This is a genomic window from Mycolicibacterium aubagnense (assembly GCF_010730955.1).
GTDB lineage: Bacteria > Actinomycetota > Actinomycetes > Mycobacteriales > Mycobacteriaceae > Mycobacterium > Mycobacterium aubagnense.
Window position 1 is genome coordinate 4192939 of record NZ_AP022577.1, and the last position, 22564, is coordinate 4215502.

At 67.3% G+C, this 22564-nt stretch carries 21 protein-coding genes; 13 read left to right on the forward strand and 8 right to left on the reverse strand.

Features of this window, described 5'->3' with window-relative positions:
- The first annotated feature begins 94 nt into the window (after window positions 1-94).
- The 3 genes from G6N59_RS20105 (at window position 95) to G6N59_RS20115 (ending at window position 5103) form a co-directional block, all read left to right on the forward strand.
- Window positions 95-1594, forward strand: a complete 1500-nt coding sequence (locus tag G6N59_RS20105) for an aldehyde dehydrogenase family protein (RefSeq protein WP_138228634.1) — start codon at window positions 95-97, stop codon at window positions 1592-1594.
- A 108-nt stretch (window positions 1595-1702) separates the two neighbouring features.
- The gene (locus G6N59_RS20110; RefSeq protein ID WP_138228584.1) at window positions 1703-3169 is read left to right on the forward strand and encodes an APC family permease; all 1467 of its coding nucleotides are present in this window, start codon (window positions 1703-1705) and stop codon (window positions 3167-3169) included.
- Window positions 3166-5103, forward strand: a complete 1938-nt coding sequence (locus tag G6N59_RS20115; RefSeq protein WP_138228585.1) for a primary-amine oxidase — start codon at window positions 3166-3168, stop codon at window positions 5101-5103. Before G6N59_RS20110 ends, G6N59_RS20115 begins: the two co-directional genes overlap by 4 nt.
- Window positions 5104-5161: 58 nt before the next feature.
- Here the strand turns inward: G6N59_RS20115 and G6N59_RS20120 are convergent, their stop codons facing one another.
- Window positions 5162-6301, reverse strand: a complete 1140-nt coding sequence (locus G6N59_RS20120; protein WP_138228586.1) for an FAD-dependent monooxygenase — start codon at window positions 6299-6301, stop codon at window positions 5162-5164.
- Between the two features lie 96 nt (window positions 6302-6397).
- Here G6N59_RS20120 and G6N59_RS20125 point away from each other — a divergent pair, with 96 nt between their 5' ends.
- Window positions 6398-6940, forward strand: coding sequence for a TetR/AcrR family transcriptional regulator (locus G6N59_RS20125; RefSeq protein WP_138228587.1), 543 nt, complete (start codon window positions 6398-6400; stop codon window positions 6938-6940).
- Window positions 6941-6954: 14 nt separating this feature from the next.
- Here G6N59_RS20125 and G6N59_RS20130 read toward each other — a convergent pair whose 3' ends face one another.
- Together G6N59_RS20130 and G6N59_RS20135 are read right to left on the reverse strand one after the other, a co-directional pair.
- On the reverse strand, window positions 6955-7629 hold the full coding sequence (locus G6N59_RS20130; protein WP_234884058.1) for a hypothetical protein: 675 nt from the start codon (window positions 7627-7629) through the stop codon (window positions 6955-6957).
- Window positions 7630-7661: 32 nt separating this feature from the next.
- Window positions 7662-9161 (reverse strand): acetyl-coenzyme A carboxylase carboxyl transferase subunits beta/alpha, encoded by a 1500-nt coding sequence (locus G6N59_RS20135; RefSeq protein ID WP_138228589.1) that lies wholly within the window; start codon window positions 9159-9161, stop codon window positions 7662-7664.
- Between the two features lie 105 nt (window positions 9162-9266).
- Here G6N59_RS20135 and G6N59_RS20140 point away from each other — a divergent pair, with 105 nt between their 5' ends.
- The 6 genes from G6N59_RS20140 to G6N59_RS20165 all read left to right on the forward strand — a co-directional run bounded on the left by G6N59_RS20140 (window position 9267) and on the right by G6N59_RS20165 (window position 15220).
- Window positions 9267-10001 carry an enoyl-CoA hydratase gene (locus tag G6N59_RS20140; RefSeq protein ID WP_138228590.1) on the forward strand — a complete coding sequence of 245 codons (735 nt, stop codon included), beginning with the start codon at window positions 9267-9269 and terminating at the stop codon, window positions 9999-10001.
- A complete protein-coding gene (locus tag G6N59_RS20145; protein ID WP_138228591.1) occupies window positions 10001-11110 on the forward strand; it encodes an MBL fold metallo-hydrolase in 1110 nt (369 codons plus the stop codon). The genes G6N59_RS20140 and G6N59_RS20145 overlap by 1 nt, the downstream gene beginning before the upstream one ends.
- Window positions 11111-11186: 76 nt before the next feature.
- Window positions 11187-13601: a cation-translocating P-type ATPase gene (locus G6N59_RS20150; protein WP_138228592.1), complete on the forward strand. Its 2415-nt coding sequence runs from the start codon at window positions 11187-11189 to the stop codon at window positions 13599-13601.
- 49 nt (window positions 13602-13650) lie between these two features.
- Window positions 13651-13869 (forward strand): antitoxin, encoded by a 219-nt coding sequence (locus G6N59_RS20155; RefSeq protein ID WP_138228593.1) that lies wholly within the window; start codon window positions 13651-13653, stop codon window positions 13867-13869.
- A 2-nt stretch (window positions 13870-13871) separates the two neighbouring features.
- On the forward strand, window positions 13872-14309 hold the full coding sequence (locus G6N59_RS20160) for a type II toxin-antitoxin system Rv0910 family toxin (protein WP_138228594.1): 438 nt from the start codon (window positions 13872-13874) through the stop codon (window positions 14307-14309).
- A 140-nt stretch (window positions 14310-14449) separates the two neighbouring features.
- The gene (locus G6N59_RS20165) at window positions 14450-15220 is read left to right on the forward strand and encodes a VOC family protein (RefSeq protein WP_138228595.1); all 771 of its coding nucleotides are present in this window, start codon (window positions 14450-14452) and stop codon (window positions 15218-15220) included.
- Window positions 15221-15271: 51 nt separating this feature from the next.
- Here G6N59_RS20165 and G6N59_RS20170 read toward each other — a convergent pair whose 3' ends face one another.
- Genes G6N59_RS20170 through G6N59_RS20180 form a run of 3 tightly spaced genes read right to left on the reverse strand, consistent with a single transcriptional unit; the run spans window position 15272 to window position 18854 of the window.
- The gene (locus tag G6N59_RS20170; protein WP_179970220.1) at window positions 15272-16162 is read right to left on the reverse strand and encodes a winged helix-turn-helix transcriptional regulator; all 891 of its coding nucleotides are present in this window, start codon (window positions 16160-16162) and stop codon (window positions 15272-15274) included.
- On the reverse strand, window positions 16162-17658 hold the full coding sequence (locus G6N59_RS20175; protein ID WP_138228596.1) for a carotenoid oxygenase family protein: 1497 nt from the start codon (window positions 17656-17658) through the stop codon (window positions 16162-16164). Before G6N59_RS20175 ends, G6N59_RS20170 begins: the two co-directional genes overlap by 1 nt.
- Window positions 17655-18854: an acetyl-CoA acetyltransferase gene (locus G6N59_RS20180; protein ID WP_138228597.1), complete on the reverse strand. Its 1200-nt coding sequence runs from the start codon at window positions 18852-18854 to the stop codon at window positions 17655-17657. The genes G6N59_RS20175 and G6N59_RS20180 overlap by 4 nt, the downstream gene beginning before the upstream one ends.
- 110 nt (window positions 18855-18964) lie before the next feature.
- Here G6N59_RS20180 and G6N59_RS20185 point away from each other — a divergent pair, with 110 nt between their 5' ends.
- Window positions 18965-19213: an Rv2628 protein family gene (locus tag G6N59_RS20185; protein WP_138228598.1), complete on the forward strand. Its 249-nt coding sequence runs from the start codon at window positions 18965-18967 to the stop codon at window positions 19211-19213.
- A gap of 8 nt (window positions 19214-19221) precedes the next feature.
- On the opposite strand, the gene G6N59_RS20190 is transcribed toward G6N59_RS20185, so the two are convergent.
- The gene (locus G6N59_RS20190; protein WP_138228599.1) at window positions 19222-20901 is read right to left on the reverse strand and encodes an NAD-binding protein; all 1680 of its coding nucleotides are present in this window, start codon (window positions 20899-20901) and stop codon (window positions 19222-19224) included.
- Between the two features lie 4 nt (window positions 20902-20905).
- Window positions 20906-21385, reverse strand: a complete 480-nt coding sequence (locus G6N59_RS20195; protein ID WP_138228600.1) for a cupin domain-containing protein — start codon at window positions 21383-21385, stop codon at window positions 20906-20908.
- Between the two features lie 54 nt (window positions 21386-21439).
- Here G6N59_RS20195 and G6N59_RS20200 point away from each other — a divergent pair, with 54 nt between their 5' ends.
- Both G6N59_RS20200 and G6N59_RS20205 read left to right on the forward strand, forming a co-directional pair.
- Window positions 21440-21850 (forward strand): hypothetical protein, encoded by a 411-nt coding sequence (locus G6N59_RS20200; protein ID WP_138228601.1) that lies wholly within the window; start codon window positions 21440-21442, stop codon window positions 21848-21850.
- Entirely contained in the window at window positions 21847-22437 is a 591-nt protein-coding gene (locus G6N59_RS20205) for a GNAT family N-acetyltransferase (protein WP_138228602.1), read from the forward strand. Before G6N59_RS20200 ends, G6N59_RS20205 begins: the two co-directional genes overlap by 4 nt.
- The last annotated feature ends 127 nt before the right edge of the window (window positions 22438-22564 follow it).

A 22564-nucleotide genomic window follows, 5' to 3' on the forward strand; every position in this document is an offset into this window, starting at 1 on the left:
GGCGAAGCCATGTCAAATGAGAATCCGAATTCGGCGAATACCCATTCGGAATTGGTGGTGACCCGCACCACATCAAGGCGTAAACATGATTTCCATGACAGCCACGCTCGGTACCGATCTGGACCCGCGAACCACCGATTTCCTTTCCCGTCCGCAACAGATGTACGTGGACGGTCAGTGGGTCGAGTCGGTCTCCGGCCGGCGGTTCGACACCGTCGACCCGGCCACCGAGCAGGTCATCACGACGGTCCCGCACAGCGACGCCGAAGACGTCGAGCGTGCGGTGCGGGCGGCGCGCCGGGCGTTCGAGCACGGCCCGTGGCCGACGATGACGCCGGCCGAGCGGCAGCGGATGATCTGGCGCATCGCCGAGGGCATCACCGCCCGGGCCGATCAGTTCGCCGAGCTGGAGAGCATCGACAACGGCAAGTCTGTCGCCGTCGCCAAGGCCGTCGATGTCACCTGGGCTGCGGAAATCTTCTACTACTACGCCGGCTGGGCCACCAAGATCGAGGGCCGCACCGTCCCGGTGTCGGTGCCGTGGGCGCCGGGTGGCAAGTTCCACGCCTTCACGCTGCGTGAGCCCGTGGGCGTCTGCGCCCAGATCACCCCGTGGAACTTCCCGCTGGTCATGGCCGCGTTCAAAGTCGGACCGGCCCTGGCCTGCGGGAACACCATCATCCTCAAGCCCGCCGAGCAGACGCCGCTGACCGCGGTGCTGCTGGCCGAGGTGATCGCCGAGGCCGGAGTCCCGGCCGGGGTGTTCAACCTGCTGACGGGTTTCGGTGACGTCGGCGCCGCGCTGTCCGCACACGACGGCGTCGACAAGGTCGCCTTCACCGGATCGACCGAGGTGGGCAAGAAGATCGTCAACGCCGCGTCGGGCAACCTCAAGAAGGTCTCGCTGGAACTGGGCGGCAAGAGCCCGCAGGTGGTGTTCGCCGACGCCGACCTCGAGGCCGCGATCCCGGGCGTGGCCGGCGGATTCCTGTTCAACCACGGCCAGACCTGCACCGCGGGCACCCGCCTGCTGGTCGAGGACACCATCTTCGACGAGTTCACCCAGGGGGTCGCCGAGCACGCCGCCGGCCTGCGGATCGGCCCCGGCCTGGACCCCACCAACGACATCGGCCCGCTCGTCTCGCGCGAGCAGCTCACCAAGGTCACGGGCTACCTCGACGACGGCATCGCGCAGGGCGCCCGTGCCCTGTCCGGTGGCGGCCGCCATGGCGATACCGGCTTCTACGTGCAGCCCACGCTGCTGGTCGACGTGCACCGCGACTTCAACGTCTACCAGGAGGAGATCTTCGGCCCGGTCGCTGTGGCCGTGCCGTTCAACCGCGACCGCGGCGTGCGGGAAGCGGCGAACGACACCCCCTACGGCCTGGCCGCCAGCATCTGGACCCGCGACGTCTCGACCGCGCACCGCGTGGCCCAACAGATCAAGGCCGGCACGGTCTGGGTCAACTGCCATAACGCGTTCGATACCGCGCTGCCGTTCGGCGGCTACAAGCAATCGGGCTGGGGCCGCGAACTCGGCGAGGGCGCCATTGCCGAATACACCCAGACAAAAGCCATCAACATCGCGCTGTGAATTTCGCCGTCAAATGAGAATTCGCCGCTCCGGCAATTCTCATTTGAACTCACCGAAGTCTTACCTTGCCGCAACCAATTCACATTCAATTCCAGTGAAGGTACTGCCATGACAACTGACGCAGTTCTCGATGCCGGTCGAAGCACCGGCGCTGAGCCGAATCGATTGACGGGCCGTCTCGGCCCGGTGGCGATCGTGTTCATGGTCGTCGCCGCCGCCGCGCCGCTGACCGTCGTCGCCGGTACCTTTCCCATCGGTATCTCCGCCGGCAACGGCGCGGCATATCCGGCGTCGTACGTCGTCTGCACCGCGGTCCTGCTGCTGTTCGCGGTCGGCTTCACCGCGATGGCGCGGCACATCACCGGGGCCGGCGCGTTCTACACCTACATCGCCAATGGCTTCGGCCGTCATGCCGGACTCGGCGCCGCATTCCTGGCCCTGCTGTCCTACACCGCGGTGCAGGTCGGTGTGTACGGCTACATCGGCGCGTCCATCAACGAGCTCATCACGGCGCACGGCGGGCCGTCGGTGCCCTGGTATCTCTATGCCCTGGTGATGATGGCGGTCACCGGCTTCCTGGGCTACCGGCACATCGAGCTTTCGGGCAAGGTCCTGGGTGTTCTGCTGGTCTGCGAGGTCGGCATCGTGCTGGTGATCAACGCCGCCGTCATCGGACATGTTGGTGCACAGGGACTTTCGACCGCAGTGCTGCACTCGGACAACTTCTTCTCCGGGGCTCCGGGTATCGCGCTGATCTTCGCGCTGGCCGGCTACATCGGCTTCGAGGCCACCGCGGTGTTCCGCGACGAGGCACGTGATCCGGCGCGCACCATCCCGCGGGCGACGTATGCCGCGCTGCTGCTCATCGGGGGCTTCTACGCGCTCAGCAGCTGGGCGCTGGTCAGCGCCTGGGGTGATGCCGGCGCGGTCGACGAGGCGACGAAGAATCCCGCGACGATGCTGACCGAGACCGCCACCCACTACGTCGGTACGGTCGCCGGTGACCTGGTCCAGATCTTTTTGATCACAAGTCTTTTCGCCGCGCTGCTGTCGTTCCACAACGTGCTGGCCCGCTACATCTTCTCGCTGGGTAACACCCGGGCGCTGCCCGAGCGCTATGGTCGGTCGCACCCGCGGCACGACTCCCCGCACATCGCCTCGTTCGCGCAGACCCTCTCGGCGCTGGTGCTCGTCGGGGCGTCCGTGGTGGCCGGACTCGACCCGGTGACGCAGGTGTTCACCTGGTTCGTCGGCGCGGCGTCGGTCGGCATCGTGGTGCTGATGACGCTGACCTCGGCGGCCGTCATCGTCTTCTTCCGCCGCACTCGCCTCGACACCCGCCGGTGGCACACCATGGTGGCTCCGCTGCTCGGCTTCATCGGCCTGGCCGTCCTGTCGGTGATGACCGCGGTCAACCTGCCGCTGCTGGTCGGCGGCTCCAGCACCATGGCCGCGATCCTCGGCGTCCTGCTGGTAGGCGCCTTCGCCGGCGGCATCGTGGTCGCGGTCGCGCGGCCGCACGCCGGAACTCAACAGAACGAAAACCCTGATATCGCAAAGGAGATCGCACGATGACTGCAACCGTGGAGAGGGCCGGCGCCGATTCTGCTGTTACCGTCCCGGACCACCCGCTCACTCCGCTGAGCGCCGAGGAAATCCGCGCGGTACGCCGTATCGCCGACGCGCATGGACTGCTCGGCGAGAGCGTCCGCTTCGTGTTCGTCGCACTGGAGGAGCCGCACAAGAGCGAGGTACTGGCCTTCCGCCCCGGCGACGCCATGGACCGGCGGGCGCGGGTGCTGCTGCTGGACCGGGAGACGGGACAGGGCTCCGATCTGGTCGTGTCGGTGACCGAGGGCCGCGTGGTCAGCGAGGTGGCGATCGACAGCACCCGCGACGGCCACGTACCGATCCTGGACCAGGAGTTCGAGGACATCGAAGCGTTCCTTCTCGACTGCCCCGAGTGGATCGAGGCCATGACCAAGCGCAACCTGAATCCGGCTGACGTGCGGGCAGTCCCGCTGTCGGCCGGCGTGTTCGGTCACGAAGACGAGGTAGGCCGGCGCATCGTCCGGGTGCTGGCGTTCTACCAGTACGACGCGGCGGACCTGCCGTGGGCCCACCCGATCGACGGTGTGGTCGCCTACGTCGACCTCACGGGCCGCACGGTTGTCAAGGTGATCGACGAGGTCGAGCTGCCGTTGCCCACCGAACGCGGCGAGTGGGATGCCGCGCCGCATGCGGTTCCGGCCCGCACCGATCTCAAACCCATCGAGATCACGCAGCCCGAAGGCGCGAGCTTCTCCGTCGAGGGCAACCAGATCACCTGGGCCGATTGGTCTTTCCGCTTCGGCTTCGACGTTCGCGAGGGCCTGACCCTGCATCAGCTGTCGATCGATGGCCGGCCGGTGGTGTACCGCGCGTCGATCGCCGAGATGGTGGTGCCCTACGCCGATCCCTCGCCGGTCCGCTACTGGCAGAACTACTTCGACCAGGGGGAGTACCTGTTCGGCCGGTACACCAACGCCCTCGAACTGGGTTGTGACTGCCTCGGTGAGATCAAGTATTTCGACGTCACCATCGCCGACGAGAACGGCGAGCCCAAACTCATGAAGAACGCAATCTGCTTGCACGAGGAGGACTTCGGGGTGCTGTGGAAGCACACCGACATGTTCAACGGCATGGCCGAGGTGCGCCGTTCCCGTCGTCTGGTGATCTCCTTCTTCCTCACCATCGGCAACTACGACTACGGCTTCTACTGGTACCTCTACCTCGACGGCACCATCGAGCTGGAGGCCAAGGCCACCGGCATCGTGTTCGCGTCGGCTTACCGTGGCCCGGAAGGCTTTTCCACCGAGATGGCGCCGGGCCTGGGCGCGCCGTTCCACCAGCACATGTTCTCGGCGCGACTGGACATGGCGGTCGACGGGCTCACCAACACTGTCGAAGAAGTGGACGCTGTCGGTGTCCCGATGGGCCCGGAGAACCCGTGGGGCAACGCATTCCGGCCGCAGAAGACCAAGCTGACCCACGAGCTCGAAGCCATGCGCACCGCCGACAACCTCAAGGCCCGGGTGTGGCACATCACCAACCCGACCAAGCAGAACCGGCTGGGCCAGAACGTCGGCTATGCGCTGCACCCCGAGGGGCAGCCGACGCTGCTGGCCGACCCGTCGAGCTCCATCGCCAAGCGGGCCGCCTTCGCGACCAAGCACCTATGGGTGACGAAATACGATCCGGCCGAACGCTATCCGGCCGGTCAGTTCGTCAACCAGCACCCCGGTGACGGCGGCCTGCCGTCCTATGTCGCGCAAGACCGCAACATCGAGGGCGAGGACATCGTGGTCTGGCACACCTTCGGGCTGACCCACTTCCCACGGCCTGAGGACTGGCCGGTGATGCCGGTCGACTACGCCGGATTCAAGCTCAAGCCGGTCAGCTTCTTTGATCGCAACCCGGCGCTGAATGTGCCGCCGTCGCCGAAGAAGTCGCACTGCTGCAACGGCTGAGCGGAATATGAGCTGCCGGGCCTGGTCACCCCCGAAGACCAGGCCCGGCTTTCCGCTTCTACCGGTTGGCCAACCCGGACAACCGCCAGGCCAGCTGGTGCTGCAGGGCCGGAGCCTTGCCCGCCAATCCGACCGCCAGGTTGCGGATCGGGCGCACCGGTGCGGGCAGCGTGGCCAGCCGGGTCAGCCGGTCGGTGAGGGTGATGACCTGTTGGGCCAGGGGACGCCGGGCTGCGCTGTATTCGTCGAGCACAGCATCGCGCCCGGTCTCCAAAACTGTTGTCAGGGCGGCGCTCAGCGCGATCGCGTCCTGGATACCGAGGTTCATGCCCTGGCCACCGGCCGGGCTGTGCACGTGTGCGGAGTCTCCGGCGAGCAGCACTCGGCCGGCCCGGTAGCTGTCGGCGACCCGGTGGTGCACCCGGAACCGGGAGCCCCAGGTGGTTTCGGTGACGGTGACGCGGCCGGGACCGAAGCCGCGGGCGTCGAGCATCTCCTGGATGAACGCGGCGGACGGTTGTTCGGGCGCGGAGTCGACGGGCGCCACGATCCGGTAGGTGCCGCCGGGGAGCGGGGCGACCACCGTCATCCCGTTGGAGGCCCAGAACAGGACTACTTCGTCGTCGGTCACGTCGCCGGTGAGGCGGACGTCGGCGAGCGCAAAAGATTGGGCGTACTGGCCACCGGTGAACCCGATTCCGGCCTGCTCCCGGACCGCGCTGTGCATGCCGTCGGCTCCGACGACATACCGCGCTCGCACCTCGTCGCCGTCATCGAAACGCGCGGTGACGCCGGTGTCGTCCTGCCTCACTCCGGTCAGGGTCTTGGGCCGGATCACCTGGCCGCCGAGTTCGTTGAGGCGCTCCAGTAGCAGGCGTTCGGTCGTCGACTGGGGCGCCATCAGGATGAACGGGTACTTCGTGGGCAGCCAGCTGAAGTCGACCGGGACCAGGATGCGTGCGCCATCGCGGATGGTGAACCGGGGCGCCGTAATGCCCTCTTTGAGCAGGCGGCGCGATACGTCGAGGCTTTCCAGCACTTCGAGGGTCCGGGCGCTGACCGCCGCTGCGCGCGAGGTGTTGGCGCCGGCCGCCAGGCGGTCGACGACGGTGGCGTGGATATTGCGGGCCTGCAGGGCGACGGCCAGGGCCAGTCCGGTGGGGCCGGCTCCGACGATCAGTACATCGGTGTCAGTCATCTGCGTCTCTTTTCGTCAATGTCAACGCTTGTTGGCATAACTATGTTTGCGCGTCGTGATCTCAAAGTCAACAGTTGTTGGCATACACTTGTTGGCATGCGCAGATCGTCAGAAGAGACCAAGGCTGTGATCCTCGCGGCGGCCCGGGAACGGTTCGCGACGAGCGGCTATCAGGCGGCCACGATCAGGGCCATCGCCGCGGATGCGCGCATCGACCCATCGATGGTCATGCGGTATTTCGGTAGCAAGGACCAGCTCTTTGCGGCCGCGGCCGAGTTCGATCTGGAGTTCCCGGACCTGTCGCACCTACCCAGAGCCGAGTTGGGTGCGGCCCTGGTGGCGGCTTTCCTGAATCGATGGACCCGGGACGAGGGCCTGATCGTGCTGTTGCGGTCGGCGACCACCAACGAGGAGGCCGCCGAACGTATGCGTGGCCTGTTCGCTCAGCAATTGCTGCCGGCAGTCGCTCGCCTGAGGCCGGTCGGCGCTGAGCGGTGCGCCGGCTTGATCGGGACCCAGGTACTCGGAATGGCTCTGTGCCGGTTCGTACTGAAAATCCCACCGGTCGTCACGATGACCGACGAGGAGCTGGTGCACTGGCTCGCGCCGACGCTGCAGCGCTACCTCGACGAAGCCTGAGACAGGCGGGAGGATCAGGCCTCGATCTCGCCCGCGATCCGGCGTTCGATCGCCGCGCGCGTTACCGCGGGCAACGCGATGAGCCCGTCGAGTTCCCGCCGGGCCCTGCTGTAGGCATTGTGCCGCTCGCTCGGGGTGGCCGCCGGGTCGGCCGCGACCCGCAGCAGGTGCTGAGCCCGGGCCAACCGCTCTTGGTCGTCTGCGGAGAAGTCGCTGCGCCGGCGGCGGATCGCCTCGGTCTCGGCGACGTCGAACGCGGACACGTATTCGTGTACGGCGTCACGGTATTCGATCTGGGCGTCGCGATCGCCGACCAGATCGTCGGGAGCCGACGGGCGGAGCAGGTCGGCGCGGCTCTTGGCCTTGTGGAAGCCGACGGTCAACGGGTCACGCAGATCGGTCATCACCGGGAAGTCCAGCAGCTTGGCGACGTCCAGTTCGTAGCTCAGCCACCGGCCGTCGGTGTCGTCGTGCTGGGCCAGCACCTTGGTGACGGTGCGACGTTCGGCGTTGGGGTCGACGCGGTCGCGTCGAGCCGCTTCGGCGACGGCGATCTTCGTCTGCTGTTTGATGCGATACCGCTCGAGCCGGCGCTCGGCGCGCCGATCGTTCGCCACTGCGACGGCCCGGACGGCGCCGCCGATCACCCCGCTCAGCGGAAAGATCAGCCACCAGAAGTGCATCGCCATTTGCACCCTGTCCAGCATGCCATCGCTTCGGCTCAGCTGTCGGGGACGCCGATCCGCCGATAGCGCTGCAGTCGCACCCCGAGCCGCTCGGCGGCGGGCACGGTGTGCAGCGCGTGCAGCTCGGCGGCGATGGTGGCCGCCAGCCGCTCGGTGAACCCCGCCGGATTGTCGGCGGCGTCGGGATTCTCGGGCACGATCACGTCGACGATGCCGGCCTTCAACAGATCCGCAGACCGAACACCTTGGGCGGCGGCAAGTTCGGGGGCATGGTCGGTGTCGCGGTAGACGATGGCGCTGGCGCCTTCCGGCGGCAGCGGGGCCAGCCAGCCGTTCTGCGCGGCGAGCACCCGGTCAGCCGGGACCATCGCCAGCGCCGGACCGCCGCTGCCCTGACCCAGGAGCACAGACACCGTCGGGGTGTCGAGCGTGACGAGTTCGGCGAGGCACAGCGCGATTTGCCCAGCCAGGCCGTCCTCTTCGGCCTGGCGCGACAGCGCGGGCCCAGCGGTGTCGATCACCAGCACCAGCGGCAGCTGCAACCCGGCCGCCAGCGCCATGCCGCGGCGGGCCTCCCGGAGCGCGCGTGGCCCGACGAGGCCGCCGATCACCCGGCGCTGACCGACCACGACCGCGGGCTGCCCGCCGAACCGGGCCAGTGCCAGCAGCGTCGTCCCCGATTCGCCGCGCCCGGTCCCCGACAGCAGCACCCGGTCGGTCGCTCCGTGCGTCAACAGGTAGTCCACCCCCGGCCGGTCTGCCCGCCGCGACGCCTCCACGGATTCCCACGCCGTGGGCTCCGTGATTTGTGCACGATAGTCCGCGCTTGCCGCGGATTTTCGTGCACAAATCCCCGGTTCGGGCGGGTCGGTGACCACCGTCAGTACCCGATCGATGACGCCACGCAGCCCGTCCAGCGGCACCACGCTGTCGATCACCCCATGGGCGAACAGGTGCTCGGCCGTCTGCACGCCGTCAGGAAACGGCTCGCCGTAGAGCTGTTCGTAGACGCGCGGCCCGAGGAAGCCGATCAGGGCGCCCGGCTCGGCGGCCGTGAGGTGCCCCAGCGATCCCCAGGAGGCGAACACTCCGCCGGTTGTGGGGTGCCGCAGATACACGAGGTACGGCAGGTGCGCTTTCTTGTGCAGCTCGACGGCGGCCGCGATCTTCACCATCTGCAGGAACGCCACGGTGCCCTCCTGCATGCGGGTGCCGCCCGACGATGGCGAGGCGATCAGCGGCAATCCGAGCGCGGTCGCGCGTTGGACCGATGCCGTGATCCGCTCTGCCGCGGCCACCCCGATCGACCCGGCCAGGAAGTCGAATTCACAGGCCAGCACGGCTACGCGTCGGCCGGAGACGGTGCCCTCGCCGGTCAGGACCGACTCGTCCAGCCCCGTGCGCAGCGTCGCGTCGGCCAACTCGGAGCGGTAGGCATCGCTGACCGCGACGTCAAGGGGCGGTTCGTCCCAGCTGCGGAACGATCCGTCGTCGAGGATGGCGTCGAAGAACTGACGTGCTCCGGTCCGGCTCACCCGGTCAGGCTAATCGGCTGCCAGCCGGCCCCGGTCCACACTTCGTCGTTTCGCACCCGGCGCCTGGCCTCGCCGAGTGATCGCCGTACCGCTTAGGCTGGCCGAATGATCGGAGTGACCCGGGACGGCAATGTCCTGACCCTGGAAATGCAACGACCCGAGCGACGCAACGCGCTCAACGGCGCGCTCGTCGACGGCGTGCGTGAAGAGATCGAGAAGGCCTCACCGGCCGATACCCGCGCGATCGTGCTGACCGGGCAGGGCACGGTGTTCAGCGCGGGCGCCGACCTGTCCGACGCCGAGGGCGTGGCCAAGGAACTGCCGGACAAGGCGCTGGCCCTGAACCTGGCCATCGATGCCAGCCCGATTCCGATCATCGCGGCGCTCAACGGCCCGGCGATCGGCGCCGGCGTCATCCTGGCCATGATCTGCGACCTGCGGGTTGCGGCGCCGGGCGTGTTCTTCCAGTTCCCCATCGCCAAGTACGGTCTGGCGCTGGACAACTGGAGCATCCGCCGGCTGACCTCGCTGGTCGGGCACGGCCGGGCTCGGGCCATGCTGCTCGCCGCTGAGCGCCTCGACTTCGACACCGCACTGCAGACGGGCATGATCAACCGGACCGGCACCCTGGCCGACGCCCAGGCCTGGGCGGCCGAGATCGCCGGGTACGCCCCGCTGTCGTTGGCGCACTCCAAGCGCGTGCTCAATGACGACGGCGCGTACGACACCGTCCGCGGCGAACACACCCGCATGTTCAACAAGGCCTGGGCCAGCCCGGACGTGATCGAAGCCCAGGTGGCCCGGTTCGAGAAGCGGGCGCCGAGGTTCCAGGGCGCCTGATGCTGCGACGGGCACTGCGGCTGATGTGGGGAACGGCGGCGCTGGTAGCCGGTGGCTGGGTGGTGCGGGCGCTCAATGGCGCGCCCGCCGCACTCGGTGCCGGACCCGTGGACATCAACGCGGTGGCCGCTGACTCGCCCAACTATCGCGACGGGGTGTTCGTCAACCTCGAGCCGCCGTCGGGCACGGAGCTGAGCCGCGAACAGCAGGCCGGGCTGGTGCGTGAGCTGCTGACCAGCAGCGCGCTGCAGCGCCCGCCCGCGCCCATCCCGTTGGTGGTACCCGATCCCGGGATCCCTGCCGGGGACCTGGCGGTCACTTGGTTCGGCCACTCCTCGGCGCTGATCGAGATCGACGGTTACCGCGTGCTCGCCGATCCGGTGTGGAGCCGACGGTGCTCCCCGTCCCGGACGGTCGGTCCGCAGCGGCTCCACGAGGTGCCCGCGCCGCTGGAGGCACTCCCGGCCGTCGACGCGGTGATCATCAGCCACGATCACTACGACCACCTCGACATCGACACCATCACGCAGCTGGCCGGCATGCAGCGCGCCAAGTTCTTCGTGCCGCTCGGCATCGGCGCACACTTGCGGTCGTGGGGTATCCCGGCCGAGCGCATCGTCGAGCTCGACTGGAACCAGAGCGCGAAGCTCGGCGAGCTGACCCTGGTGTGCACACCGGCCCGGCACTTCTCCGGACGGTTCCTCACCCGCAACACCACCCTGTGGGCGTCGTGGGCGTTGATCGGCCCTCAGCACCGGGCGTTCTTCGGCGGCGACACCGGCTACACCAAGAGCTTCGGCGACATCGGCGCCGACTATGGCCCATTCGACCTGACCCTGATGCCCATCGGCGCGTACCACCCGGGCTGGCCGGACATCCACATGAATCCGGAGTTCGCGGTGCGGGCGCACCGCGATGTCACCGACAGCGGCCTGCTGGTGCCGATCCACTGGGCGACGTTCCGGCTGGCGCCGCACCCCTGGTCCGAGCCGGTCGAGCGGATGATCATCGCGGCGCGCGACGAATCGGTGGACGTCGCGGTGCCCATGCCGGGGCAACGAGTGGAACCGGCGCGGCTGCCGGGGCTGGATGAGTGGTGGCGGCCGTAACCAGCGATTTGTGCACGATTTTCCGCGCCTCCCGCGGATTCTCGTGCACAAATCCCGACTTCGTGGGGGATGAAGGGTGACTGTCGAGGACCCGGAACGCAGTGTCACGACGGACCTCACCGGCCTGTCGGACGCCGACGTCGCACAGCGAGTCGCCGCCGGCCAGACCAACGACGTCCCGACACGGGCGGCCCGCAGTGTCTCGGAGATCGTCCGCGCCAACGTCTTCACGCGCATCAACGCGATCCTCGGGACGCTGTTCCTGATCGTGCTGACGACGGGCTCGGTGATCAACGGACTGTTCGGGCTGCTGATCGTCGCCAACAGCGCCATCGGCATCATCCAGGAATTGCGGGCCAAGCAGACTCTGGACCGGCTGGCCATCGTGGGGCAGGCAAAACCGCTGGTGCGCAGGCAGTCCGGGACGCAGGAACGGTCTCCGGCCGAGGTGGTGCTGGACGATGTCATCGAACTCGGTGCGGGCGATCAGATCGTGGTCGACGGAATTGTCGTAGAAGCCGCCAACCTCGAAGTCGACGAGTCGCTGCTCACCGGTGAGGCCGACGCCATCGACAAGAACTCGGGCGACACCGTCATGTCGGGCAGCTTCGTGGTGGCCGGCAGCGGGTCCTACCGCGCCACCAAGGTCGGCCGCGAGGCCTACGCGGCCCAATTGGCCGACGAGGCAAGCAAATTCACCCTCGTCAAGTCCGAGCTGCGCAGCGGCATCAACACCATCCTGCGATTCATCACCTACCTACTCTGGCCGGCCGGCGCGCTGATCATCTACACCCAGCTGTTCACCGTCACCGGCGTGGGCTGGAAAGAGTCGGTGTTGCGAACCGTCGGCGCGCTCGTGCCGATGGTGCCCGAAGGCCTGGTGCTGATGACGTCGCTGGCGTTCGCCGTCGGCGTGGTTCGGCTGGGCCGGCGCCAATGCCTGGTACAGGAGCTGCCGGCCATCGAGGGGCTGGCCCGGGTCGACGTGGTGTGCGCCGACAAGACCGGCACGCTGACCGAAAACGGCATGCGGGTCAGCGATCTGAGCACTTTCACGACGGACGACGCGGCTTCTGTGCTGGCCCAGATGGCGGCCGACGATGTGCGGCCCAACGCCAGCATGGCCGCCATCGCCGAGGCCTACAAGCTGCCGCCGGGCTGGACGCAGACCGGGAACGCGCCGTTCAAATCTGCGACCAAGTGGAGCGGAGTGTCCTACGGCGAGCACGGCAACTGGGTGCTCGGCGCACCTGACGTCTTGCTCGCCGCTGGTTCACCCGAAGCCGAGCAAGCCGAACGGATTGGTGCACAAGGCCTGCGGGTGCTGCTGCTGGGTTCCTCGGACCGCTCGGTGGACGCTCCCGACGCGCCCGGTGAGGTAACCCCCGCGGCGCTGGTGACCCTGGAGCAGCGCGTCCGCCCCGATGCCGGCGAGACGCTGGAGTACTTTGCGCAGCAACATGTCTCGGTGAAGGTGATCTCCGGCGACAACGCGGTGTCGGTGGGCGCGGTGGCCGGGTCGCTCGGCCTGCACGGTGAGACGCTCGATGCCCGGCACCTCCCGGACGATCCGGAGCAGTTGGCCGACACCGTCAGCGAGTACACCACTTTCGGCCGCGTCCGGCCGGACCAGAAGCGCGCCATGGTGCATGCCCTGCAGTCGCGCGGCCACACCGTCGCGATGACGGGCGACGGCGTCAACGACGTCCTGGCCCTCAAGGACGCCGACATCGGCGTCGCGATGGGCTCGGGCAGTTCTGCGACCCGCGCCGTCGCGCAGATCGTCTTGCTGGACAACAAGTTTGCCACCCTGCCGTATGTGGTGGGCGAGGGTCGCCGGGTCATCGGCAACATCGAGAGGGTCTCGAATCTGTTCTTGACCAAGACGGTCTACTCGGTGCTGTTGGCCGTGCTCGTGGGGCTGGCCGGCTTGTCGGCCAGGTTCTTCGGTACCGAGCCCGTGCTGTATCCGTTCCAGCCCATCCACGTCACCATCGCGGCCTGGTTCACCATCGGCATTCCGGCGTTCGTCCTGTCATTGGCGCCGAACAATGAACGGGCACACCATGGTTTTGTGCGCCGGGTGATGACGGCCGCGCTGCCGTCGGGCCTGGTGGTCGGTGCCGCCACGTTCACCTCGTACCTGCTGGCCTATCACGGGAAATACGCCGACGAGGTCCAGCAGAACCAGGCGTCCACCGCCGCCCTGATCACGCTGCTGGTGTCCGCGGTGTGGGTGCTGGCGGTGGTGGCCCGGCCGTACCAGTGGTGGCGCGTGGCTCTGGTCGCCGCGTCGGCGTTGGCGTACGTGGTGATTTTTTCGATTCCCTGGGCGCAGCAACAGTTCATGCTCGATCCGTCGAACCTGGCGCTGACCTCGGCGGCCGTCGGAATCGGCCTGGTCGGGGCCGGTGCGATCGAGGTGCTGTGGTGGCTGCAGGGCCGCTGGCTGGGCGAAACGCGCCGGTTGTGGCGAACCGACGAGCAATGAACAATGAGGACGTTCACCGGACAATCCGGCAATAGATAGGGTGGGAATCATGGGATTTCTGGACAAGGTGAAGGACCTGGCGGCGCAGAACGCCGACAAGGTCGAGGCCGCTATCGAGAAGGTCGGCGACATCGTCGACGAGAAGACCGACGGCAAGTTCAAGAGCGTCGTCGACAGCGCGCAGGAAGCCGCCAAGAAGGCTGTGGCCGGCGAGCAGCCTGCTGAGGCTCCCGCGCCGCCGGCCGAGGGGACGCAAGAACAACAGTAGTCATGGCAAAGCTCGCAAGTTCTATCGAAGTGCCCCTGTCCCCTGAAAAGGCATGGGAGGCAGCGTCGGACCTCTCCCGGTACGACGACTGGCTGTCCATCCACCGGATGTGGCGGAGCACGTTGCCCGAGACCTTGGGGAAGGGCACCCAGATCTCGTCCGTCGTCGAGGTCAAGGGCATGCTGAACCGGGTCGACTGGACCATCGTGCACTACAACCCGCCGGGATCGTTGACCCTCAACGGTGTCGGCAAGGGCGGCGTCCGGGTCAAGTTGATGGCCAAGATCACGCCGGCCGAAGCCGGTTCGAACGTGGCGTTCGACGTCCACCTGGGTGGTCCGGCCCTGTTCGGCCCCATCGGCATGGTGGTGGCGGCCGCGCTGCGGTCCGACATCCACCACTCGCTGGAGAAATTCAAGGCGCTGTTCGCGTCGGTGTAGACCCCGTCCAAGCGGATGAAGGTGGCGAGAACTTTCGAGATTCTCGCCACCTTCTTCCGTTGACGCCCCCGCGATGAGTTTTCGGCGGGGTGCTTGTCTGTACCGATGACCACCCCGTCACTCGTCTAGGGAGAAACATCATGGCTACTCGTACTGCAACCCCGCTGGGCGCGCCCGTCTGGATCGACCTCGCCACCTCTGATGTGGCCGGCGCCCAGGCGTTCTACCGCACCGTGATGGGTTGGGACTACGAAAACCCGGGAGCCGACTACGGCGGCTACATCAACGCGCGGCGCGACGGCCGCTACGTCGGCGGCATGATGGCCAGCGATCCGGCGTGGAACGCCCCCGATGCCTGGACCGTGTACCTGCACACCGCCGACATCCAGGCCACGATCGACGCTGCCGTCGCCGCGGGCGCCACCACCTGCATCCCGGCCATGGAGGTGCCGGAGAAGGGCTGGATGGCCATGCTCACCGACCCGACGGGCGCCTTCTTCGGACTGTGGCAGCCGACTGGGCACCAGGGCTTCGAGGCGTACGACGAAGCCGGCGCCCCGGTGTGGTTCCAGCTCACCACCACGGACTTCGCCAAGGCCGGCGCGTTCTACACGGCGGTCTTCGGCTGGCAGCTGCAGGTCGAGGCCGACACCGACGAATTCCGGTACAGCACAGCCAGCTTCGACGGCACCCCGCTGATCGGTGTGATGGACGCCTCGGTGATCCCGGGGCTGGACCGTTCCACGTGGAACTTCTTCCTCGGCAGCGACGACGTCGACAAGACCGTCGAATTGGTGACCGCCAACGGCGGCTCCGTGGTGCGCGCCGCCGAGGACACCCCGTATGGACGGCTGGCGGCGGTCACCGACGCGACGGGCGCTGCGTTCAACCTGTCCTCGTTGAAGGGCTGATACCCAGCGTGAAGAAGGTGGCGGGAATCGTCGCGATTCTCGCCATCTCCTTCACGCTGGACGTTGTTCGATCTCAGACCCGCGTAGCGATTCCCGGCACTGGTCACACGCCAGTTCTGCGTGGAACTCATGCGTGCACCGCGAGTGGGTGAGGATCACCGCTGGGCCTTCCGGCGTGGCGAACCACCGCTGTGCCCAGTCGAGCGCGGTGACGATGATCGGCAGCGCCCCTCGCCCCTTCTCGGTGAGCCGGTATCGGCCGTCGCCGGCCGCCATCACGTCATTGGCCACCAGGATCTGCAGCCGGTCGGCCAATGATCCCGGTGGGGCTCCGAGCTGTTCGGCGAAATCGGTGAACCGGGTGGTCCCCACGAACGCGGCCACCATCATCGCGAACGACCACCGATTGCCGAGAATGTTCATGGTCTGCGGGAACAGGTCAGCCTGGGCGCTGCGATCACCGTGCGAGCGTCGTCGCGTAGCTGACACCGGCATAGAGCGGGGCCACGAGCCGCTCGGGCCCCATTGCGCGACAAGACTTTTCTCGTCGGTCAGGCTGCCGCACGCGCGGCAGGTCAGGGTCGGGGAGAACTCCCGGCCGCACAGTCCGTGCCGCATCGCAGGAAGGTCGTGCTCGGGTACCCACCGACTTTCCCACGCCCAGATCGACACCAGCACCGGCCAGAGCGATCTGCCGCGTCCGGTGAGCCGATACTCATGGCGCGGCGGATTCGACTGGTAATCAATGCGATTCAGCAGCTCAGCTTCGGTCATCATGGTGAGCCGCCGGGTCAGCACTGAGTTCGAGATCGGCAGCCGGTCGGCGAACTCCGCATAGCGGGTGGCGCCCAACTGAGCCTGCTGGGCGATCAGCAGGGTCCACTCGTCGCCGAGCAGTCCGAGCATCCGGCCCACGGCATTGACATCCGGGCGGGGCTCCATCACTCGCGCCAGCGCCGCAGCTCCGCGCCGGCGGCCCAGGTGGAATGTGTGCCACTCGAGACGCGTTCCGGCAGACAAAGTTTGCACACCGGCCCGTCGGAGACCCGCGCCGCGTCGAATACCAGGCAATAGGATTCATCGGCGTTCATGTCAGTGGTGATGGTGACCAGGTAGCCGTCGTCCTCGCCGGCGCTGCCGACCCGCGGTGCCATGGCCGTCTCGCTGCCGAACACCCCGTCCTCGAACGTGAACCGCTGTTCGGATCCGGTGTGCAGGTCGTGCCGGACCAGTCCGTCGAACAGGAACCACCCGGATTTCCCGGTTGCGGCGTAGGTGTAACGGTAGTCGCGGCCGGCATTGGCGGAGTTGATCATCCCGAATTCGGTGATGCTGTCGGACAATTGCTCCTCACGAGTCTGCCCAGTGGTCAGGTTGAACCGCCAGCGGTGCAGCCGGGTCTGCATTCCATCGAGGGACAGCCCGCGAAAGACGCGCTGCCACTTGGGATCCATGCCGTTATCGATGCCCTCGCTCGGTGCGGGCTCACCCTGGAAGAACCCGTCGAGCACTATCTCGTCGCCGTCCTCGTAGGCATTGGTGAAGTGTAGGACGTAGGTGCTGTCTGCTTCGAACCAGCGCACCTGCTCCGCGGTCCCGCGGCGGGGCAGAACGGCGAACCGCGATGGGAGGTCGCGGTGCAGGCGTGGGATGTGGGCGTTGTGCTTCAGCAACTCGGCATCCCAGAACAACGGAAAGTCGTTGAGAATCACATAGTTTTCGGTGAACGCCATATCGTGGGGCAGCCGCGGCCCTGGTAGCTCGACATCGACGTAGTGCACCAGCGCGTTGTTCTCATCGACCACGCCGTAGTGCAGGTACGGCGCCTGCTTGCCGTAGTTGAAGAACAGCAGTTCGCCGGTGCGATCATCGGACTTCGGGTGCGCTGATACCCCGAGGCCGGTCGGGAAGCCGCCGCGCCAGTCCTCCTTGCCTAGGTTGTCTCCGGTGTACGGATCGATGCGGTACAGGTCGCCGCACTGGTAGAAGCTGGTGAGCGCCACGCCGCGGTGCACCGTCACGTCGGTGCTCGAGGCATCCTTCATGAAGGTGCGTGCACCCCAACCGTGTTCGCGTTGAGCCAGTTCGATCGGTTCGGCGATGCCCGGCCACAGTGGGCCGCCCGCTTCGATCTCGGCGAGCAAACCATCGGTGCGCACAAATCGGTTCCGGTAGAAGGCTTTTCCGTCCCGGAACCCCACGATGTGCAGCATGCCGTCGCCGTCGAACGGATGGTAGAACTTGAACGCCGGGTGCAGGGGGTTCTCGGTGTTGCGCAAGTACACCCCGTCCAGGTCGGCGGGAATCTCGCCGTCGACGGCCGGCAGGTCGTCCGCGTCCCACTCGGTGGTCTGCGGTCGCCAGGCTCCGGTCCGGTAGGGATGGTCGTCATCTTCCGGCAGTGTGGACAGGTACTTGGCGACGACGTCGGTGTTCATGAGACCTCCTGGGCAGACGCGATGACGAAGCTGACAGTGGTGGTGGTGCTGCCGCCGAAGTTCAAGGTGCCGAAGGTTTTTGCGCCTTCGACCTGGTACGCGCCGGCGGTGCCGCTGACTTGTTTGGCTGCGTCGAGCAGCATCCGGACTCCTGACGCACCGACCGGATGGCCGCCGCCGATCAGCCCGCCACTGGGATTGACCGGCAGCCGTCCGCCGATCTCGATGTCGCCGTTCTCGATGGCTTTCCATGATTCGCCGGGCCCCGTCAGACCGAGGTGGTCGATCGCCAGATACTCACTGGGCGTGAAGCAGTCGTGCACCTCGACACCGTCGAGGTCGTCAAGGTCGATCCGCGCCCGTTCGAATGCGTCGAGGGCGGCGCGGCGCACGTGCGGCAGGACGTAGGGGTCATCGGCGGAGCGGGTGAGCTTCTGCTGCAATCCCAGTCCGACGGTGCGGTGGCCCCAGCCGGCGATGCGGGCGATGGGCCGGACTGTGGGGTGATTGCGCCGGTAGGTGTCGTTGACCAGGACGACCGCGGCACCGCCGTCGGTCATCTGGCTGCAGTCCAATCGCCGGATGCGGCCCTCGACAGGCGGATTGGACCGTGGATCGACCGACCAAGACCGGGTCTGGGCATTGGGGTTGGCCTTGGCGTTGGTGTAGTTCAGCGCGGAGATGGCGTCGAGGTGGGTGTCGTCGAGACCGTACCGGCGGTCGTATTCGTCGGCCACGAGGCTGAACATGTACGGCCACATGAATGTGGCGTCTGTGCCCTCGTGGCCGGCCCAGGCCGCGGCGCCGAGATGCTGCGCGGCGGTGTCCCCGGGCACCGTCTTCTCCAGCTCGACACCGAGGACCAGCGCGCTGTCATAGGCACCGGAACGCAGATCGGCCATCGCCGCGAGGGTCGCGACGCTGCCGGATGCGCACGCTGCCTCATGCCGGGTTGCGGGAGTGTCCCAGAAGCCCTCGTCGACGGTGGCGGGCATGGCGCCCAGGTGACCTTGCGCGGTGAACATCTCGCCGAATGCGTTGGCGACGTGGACGACGCCGATGTCGGCGGCCCGCATCGCGGCCGCGGTCAGGGTTTCGCGGACCACCTCAGCGGTCAGATCGGCGAAATCCAGGCCCTCCCGGTGCACGTTGCGGGCGAAATCACTCTGGTAACCGCCCAGGATCCAGACGTCCATTGCCGGCACGATACTACAACTAAGAGAGTGACTGAATACTTCGACGAGATGGACTCCAAAAACTCCCGGGAAAAGTGTCGTCATTCCGGGCGCTCGGTGCTCCTACCGATATGAACATCCATTGGCGGCACCAGCACCGGGCAGCGACGACCTACGAGATCGTCGACCAGCTCCACGATCGCCACGCTGTGGGCGTCCCCGCAGACCGGGTCGCAGCCACTGTGGCCGGCTGGCTCGCCGAACTCGATGTGCACAGCCCGTTGACCGACGACCTCGCCCGCGCGACGCAGCGCGGTGACTGGCCCACCACTCACACCATCTGCGACCAGCTATCCATCGACGTGATGATCGCAGCCTGAGCGTGTCGCTACGTGGCCCGCTGGCCGGTCAGCAGCGTATCGATCAGTTCGCGATACGGGCCGACCAGATATGCGGTGTCGCCCGCACACAGCTGGGTGTCGCGACGCGGCCGCCGATGCGTGGTGCCCGCTCGGGTGATGGCGATGACCCGGATCTGCGTCGGCACCTCCGCCATCCGCATGCCATCGAGCGCGCTGCCGGCGTCGACGTGGACGCCGCCGACGGTGAACGACTGCTGGCCCACCGAGAACGTGCCCAGCACCTGTAATCCCATCGCCGCACCGACGAACCACGGGGCCGCGAGCTCGACCGTCGAACGGACATGGCCGAAGCCGAAACGCTGGGCTACCGCGGCCCCCAGCGCGCGGTCGTAAATCCGCAGCACCAGCGGGACATCGGGGCGGTCGACCTCTGGCAGCACGCGCGGGCTCAGCATCTCCCGCAACACGATGCCGGTCTCGATGTTGACCATGTCGTCCTTGGTCAGCACCGCCACGGCGCGGGCCCGGTCCAGCCGGGCCAGCTCCAGAGTCCGCCGCAAGGTGGCGTCGCCGAAGATCACCGGCACGTCCAGTTGTTCGGCCTGTGCCAGAAACCGGTTGGACTCGTCGCGTTCGATGACGGCGACGTCGTAGCCGGCTGCGGTCAGGTCGCTGACGACGCGGATACCGAACGAACCGAGCCCCACCACGACGACATGGTTGCGCAGGTGCTGGATCCGTCGGCGTCCGGATGAATTGACGAGCCGACGGGACAGCAGCGCGTCGGCGACGAACGCGACGAGGATCGCCGTGGTGGTGACGCCCGCGAACATGAGCCCAATGCCCCACAGCCGCAGCCAGGTTGGCTGGTGCAGGAAGCTGAAGTCGCCGTAGCCGACGGTGGCGATGGTCTCGGTCGAGAAGTACAGCGCATCGATCCAGCTCATGCCGACCGGATTGCGGTAGGCGAAGCGCAGTAGCACTGTCGACCCGAGCAGCAGGCTGATTGATGCCCCGAGTGCCCGCCAGAAGAGAGGGTTGATGTCGTCGCGGATGATCCGCAGCGTGTCGATCACCTGGCGCGGCCACGGCCGGTGCGTCCGGCTGGTCAATGGGCGAGGCACCGTGATCCCTGCCTCCGCCAACTCGTCGGCGGTGCCGATCATGGCGGTCCAGTCGCCAACGCGGACCTCGAAATCCCTACCGGGACAAGGTATCACCTCGCCGGGCGAGTCCGCGTTCTCACCGCGGACCACGGCGACCGGGGCCAGGTCGCCGAACATCTCCCGCAAGGTGGCGTCGCGCGGGGCCTCGGTGCCGGAGATGACGAGATCGATGCCGGCCACCGAGATGGTGTGCGTGGTGCGTGCCAGACAGGCCTCCACGACTGAAGGCGCGGCCAGGTCGGCGACGTCGAGGACCGCGCCGGGGCCGTTGTCCTGGGCGACCGCGGCGCGCAGCACGCTGTTGGCCAGCCGGGTCACCACCCGGACGGTGGGGTTGACTTGCCTTGCCAACAGCGCGATTTCGAGGTTGATGGCGTCGTCGTCGCCCGCGCACACGATGGCGGCGGCGCTGGTGACGATGGCCTGCTCGAGGCGGGCAGGTTCATGGATCGTCACCACCGTCGCACCTGCCGCCTGCAGGCCCTCGGCGATCCGGTTGGCCAGTGCGTCGGTACCGCAGACGATGACGTGCCCCTCCATGCGGTTACTGACCTGCCGGAGCCAGTGCGAAGTCGGCGAAGTCGAATCCGGGTACCACGACACAGCTGACGAGAGTCGGCTCGTCGACTGCGCTGTTTCCCCGTCGCTCCGCTCGCCCGGGCCGGGCCAGGGCGCGCTGCCAGTGGCCGGGTGGTACCAAGGCCTGCGGCCGCTCGCCCGCCGCGATGTCCGCGCCGAGCAGCACGGTGTCTGCGGTGGCCTGGTCGGCCCCGACCTCCAGCAGCAGCGGACTGCCGCGGTGGAACAGCCACAGTTCGGCGCTGTGCACGGTGTGCCAGGCGGACTGCTGGCCGGGCATCAGCAGGAACAGGATCGCCGTCCCGGCGCTGCGCGGGCCGGAGTACTGCGCAGGCAGCACGGACTGTGGGACGGTCAGCTCGCTGCGCCAGGTCTCGCGGTACCAGCCGCCTTCCGGATGCGGCGACAGGTCCAGCTGCCGCGCCCAATCGGGGAGATCGGTCATGGCACTTGAGGCTACGGCTCAATGGCGATGTCGGCTGATCGATACGCTCATGGCATGGAACGGTTGCGGCCCGCCTGGATCGTGGCACTGTGCGCGGTGGTGCTGTTGGTCAGTGCCTGGCTGCCCTGGCTGTCGAGCCCAGTAGGGCACGCGAACGCCATCGGCGGCAAGGTCGGGCACATCACCGTCCCGCCGCCGGGTTTCGGGGTCGGCCAGCTGATGGTCCTGCTGTCGTCGTGCCTGCTGGTGGCGGCCGCGATGGCCGCGCGCAAGCTCTCTGCACGCGTCGCTTCTCTTGTGGCCCTGGTGCTTTCGGCGGGGTTGGCCGCGCTGGGCATCTGGTACCACGTGCTGTACGTGCACCGCCCGGTGGTCGCGTCGTACGGGTTGTACGTCGGTTTGGTGGCGGCTGTGCTCGCGATCGCACTCTCGGTACTGGCCTCGGTCGTCGCCTGGCGTTCGTGATGGGGTTCATCGAGCCGGTGGTGCTGACGGGGCGGCGCTGGGTCTCGTTGGAGCCGCTGACCGAGGACCACGTGCCGGAGATCGCCGAGGCCTCCGCAGACGGGGACCCGGGCCGGTTGTGGTTCACGTCTGCGCCGTCCCCGACGACGGCGGGGGAGTGGGTACGCACCCGCTTGGCCGCGCAGGATCCCGATACCGGCCTGACGTTCGTCGTGCGCTCGCTCGACGGCCGGCTCATCGGGTCGTCCAGCTACCTGAATGTGGACGGTCCCAACCGGCGTCTGGAGATCGGCGCCACCTGGTATGTGGAGTCGGTTCGGCGGACCGGGGTGAACACCGAGGCCAAGCTGCTGCTGCTCGGGCACGCTTTTGAAGCGCTCGACTGTATAGCAGTGGAGCTGCGGACCCACTTCTTCAACTCGGCGAGTCGCGCCGCAATTGAGCGGCTCGGCGCCAAGCTCGATGGGGTGTTGCGGTCGCATCAGTTGCTCAGTGACGGCTCCCGGCGGGACACCGTCGTGTATTCGATCCTCGATATCGAATGGCCCGCGGTGCGGAACAACCTGCAATTCCGGTTGAATCGGTAGCGAGCCCCAAGCCGGTGATCAGCATCTCTTGAGCAAAAGTTGACAGTTTGCCAAGTGATGTTTTTGAATTCGTGTCTAATCGTGACCGAATTGTGATTTGATCCAAGCATCGGTTCGTTCGCTTGAT

What these genes read in the sequence shown, in the direction of transcription:
- G6N59_RS20105 (WP_138228634.1), top strand. Translation starts at nt 95, where the DNA reads ATGACAGCCACGCTCGGTACCGATCTGGACCCGCGAACCACCGATTTC.
- G6N59_RS20110 (WP_138228584.1), top strand. Translation starts at nt 1,703, where the DNA reads ATGACAACTGACGCAGTTCTCGATGCCGGTCGAAGCACCGGCGCTGAG.
- G6N59_RS20115 (WP_138228585.1), top strand. Translation starts at nt 3,166, where the DNA reads ATGACTGCAACCGTGGAGAGGGCCGGCGCCGATTCTGCTGTTACCGTC.
- G6N59_RS20120 (WP_138228586.1), bottom strand. Translation starts at nt 6,301, where the DNA reads ATGACTGACACCGATGTACTGATCGTCGGAGCCGGCCCCACCGGACTG.
- G6N59_RS20125 (WP_138228587.1), top strand. Translation starts at nt 6,398, where the DNA reads ATGCGCAGATCGTCAGAAGAGACCAAGGCTGTGATCCTCGCGGCGGCC.
- G6N59_RS20130 (WP_234884058.1), bottom strand. Translation starts at nt 7,629, where the DNA reads ATGGCGATGCACTTCTGGTGGCTGATCTTTCCGCTGAGCGGGGTGATC.
- G6N59_RS20140 (WP_138228590.1), top strand. Translation starts at nt 9,267, where the DNA reads ATGATCGGAGTGACCCGGGACGGCAATGTCCTGACCCTGGAAATGCAA.
- G6N59_RS20145 (WP_138228591.1), top strand. Translation starts at nt 10,001, where the DNA reads ATGCTGCGACGGGCACTGCGGCTGATGTGGGGAACGGCGGCGCTGGTA.
- G6N59_RS20155 (WP_138228593.1), top strand. Translation starts at nt 13,651, where the DNA reads ATGGGATTTCTGGACAAGGTGAAGGACCTGGCGGCGCAGAACGCCGAC.
- G6N59_RS20160 (WP_138228594.1), top strand. Translation starts at nt 13,872, where the DNA reads ATGGCAAAGCTCGCAAGTTCTATCGAAGTGCCCCTGTCCCCTGAAAAG.
- G6N59_RS20165 (WP_138228595.1), top strand. Translation starts at nt 14,450, where the DNA reads ATGGCTACTCGTACTGCAACCCCGCTGGGCGCGCCCGTCTGGATCGAC.
- G6N59_RS20170 (WP_179970220.1), bottom strand. Translation starts at nt 16,162, where the DNA reads ATGGAGCCCCGCCCGGATGTCAATGCCGTGGGCCGGATGCTCGGACTG.
- G6N59_RS20175 (WP_138228596.1), bottom strand. Translation starts at nt 17,658, where the DNA reads ATGAACACCGACGTCGTCGCCAAGTACCTGTCCACACTGCCGGAAGAT.
- G6N59_RS20180 (WP_138228597.1), bottom strand. Translation starts at nt 18,854, where the DNA reads ATGGACGTCTGGATCCTGGGCGGTTACCAGAGTGATTTCGCCCGCAAC.
- G6N59_RS20185 (WP_138228598.1), top strand. Translation starts at nt 18,965, where the DNA reads ATGAACATCCATTGGCGGCACCAGCACCGGGCAGCGACGACCTACGAG.
- G6N59_RS20190 (WP_138228599.1), bottom strand. Translation starts at nt 20,901, where the DNA reads ATGGAGGGGCACGTCATCGTCTGCGGTACCGACGCACTGGCCAACCGG.
- G6N59_RS20195 (WP_138228600.1), bottom strand. Translation starts at nt 21,385, where the DNA reads ATGACCGATCTCCCCGATTGGGCGCGGCAGCTGGACCTGTCGCCGCAT.
- G6N59_RS20200 (WP_138228601.1), top strand. Translation starts at nt 21,440, where the DNA reads ATGGAACGGTTGCGGCCCGCCTGGATCGTGGCACTGTGCGCGGTGGTG.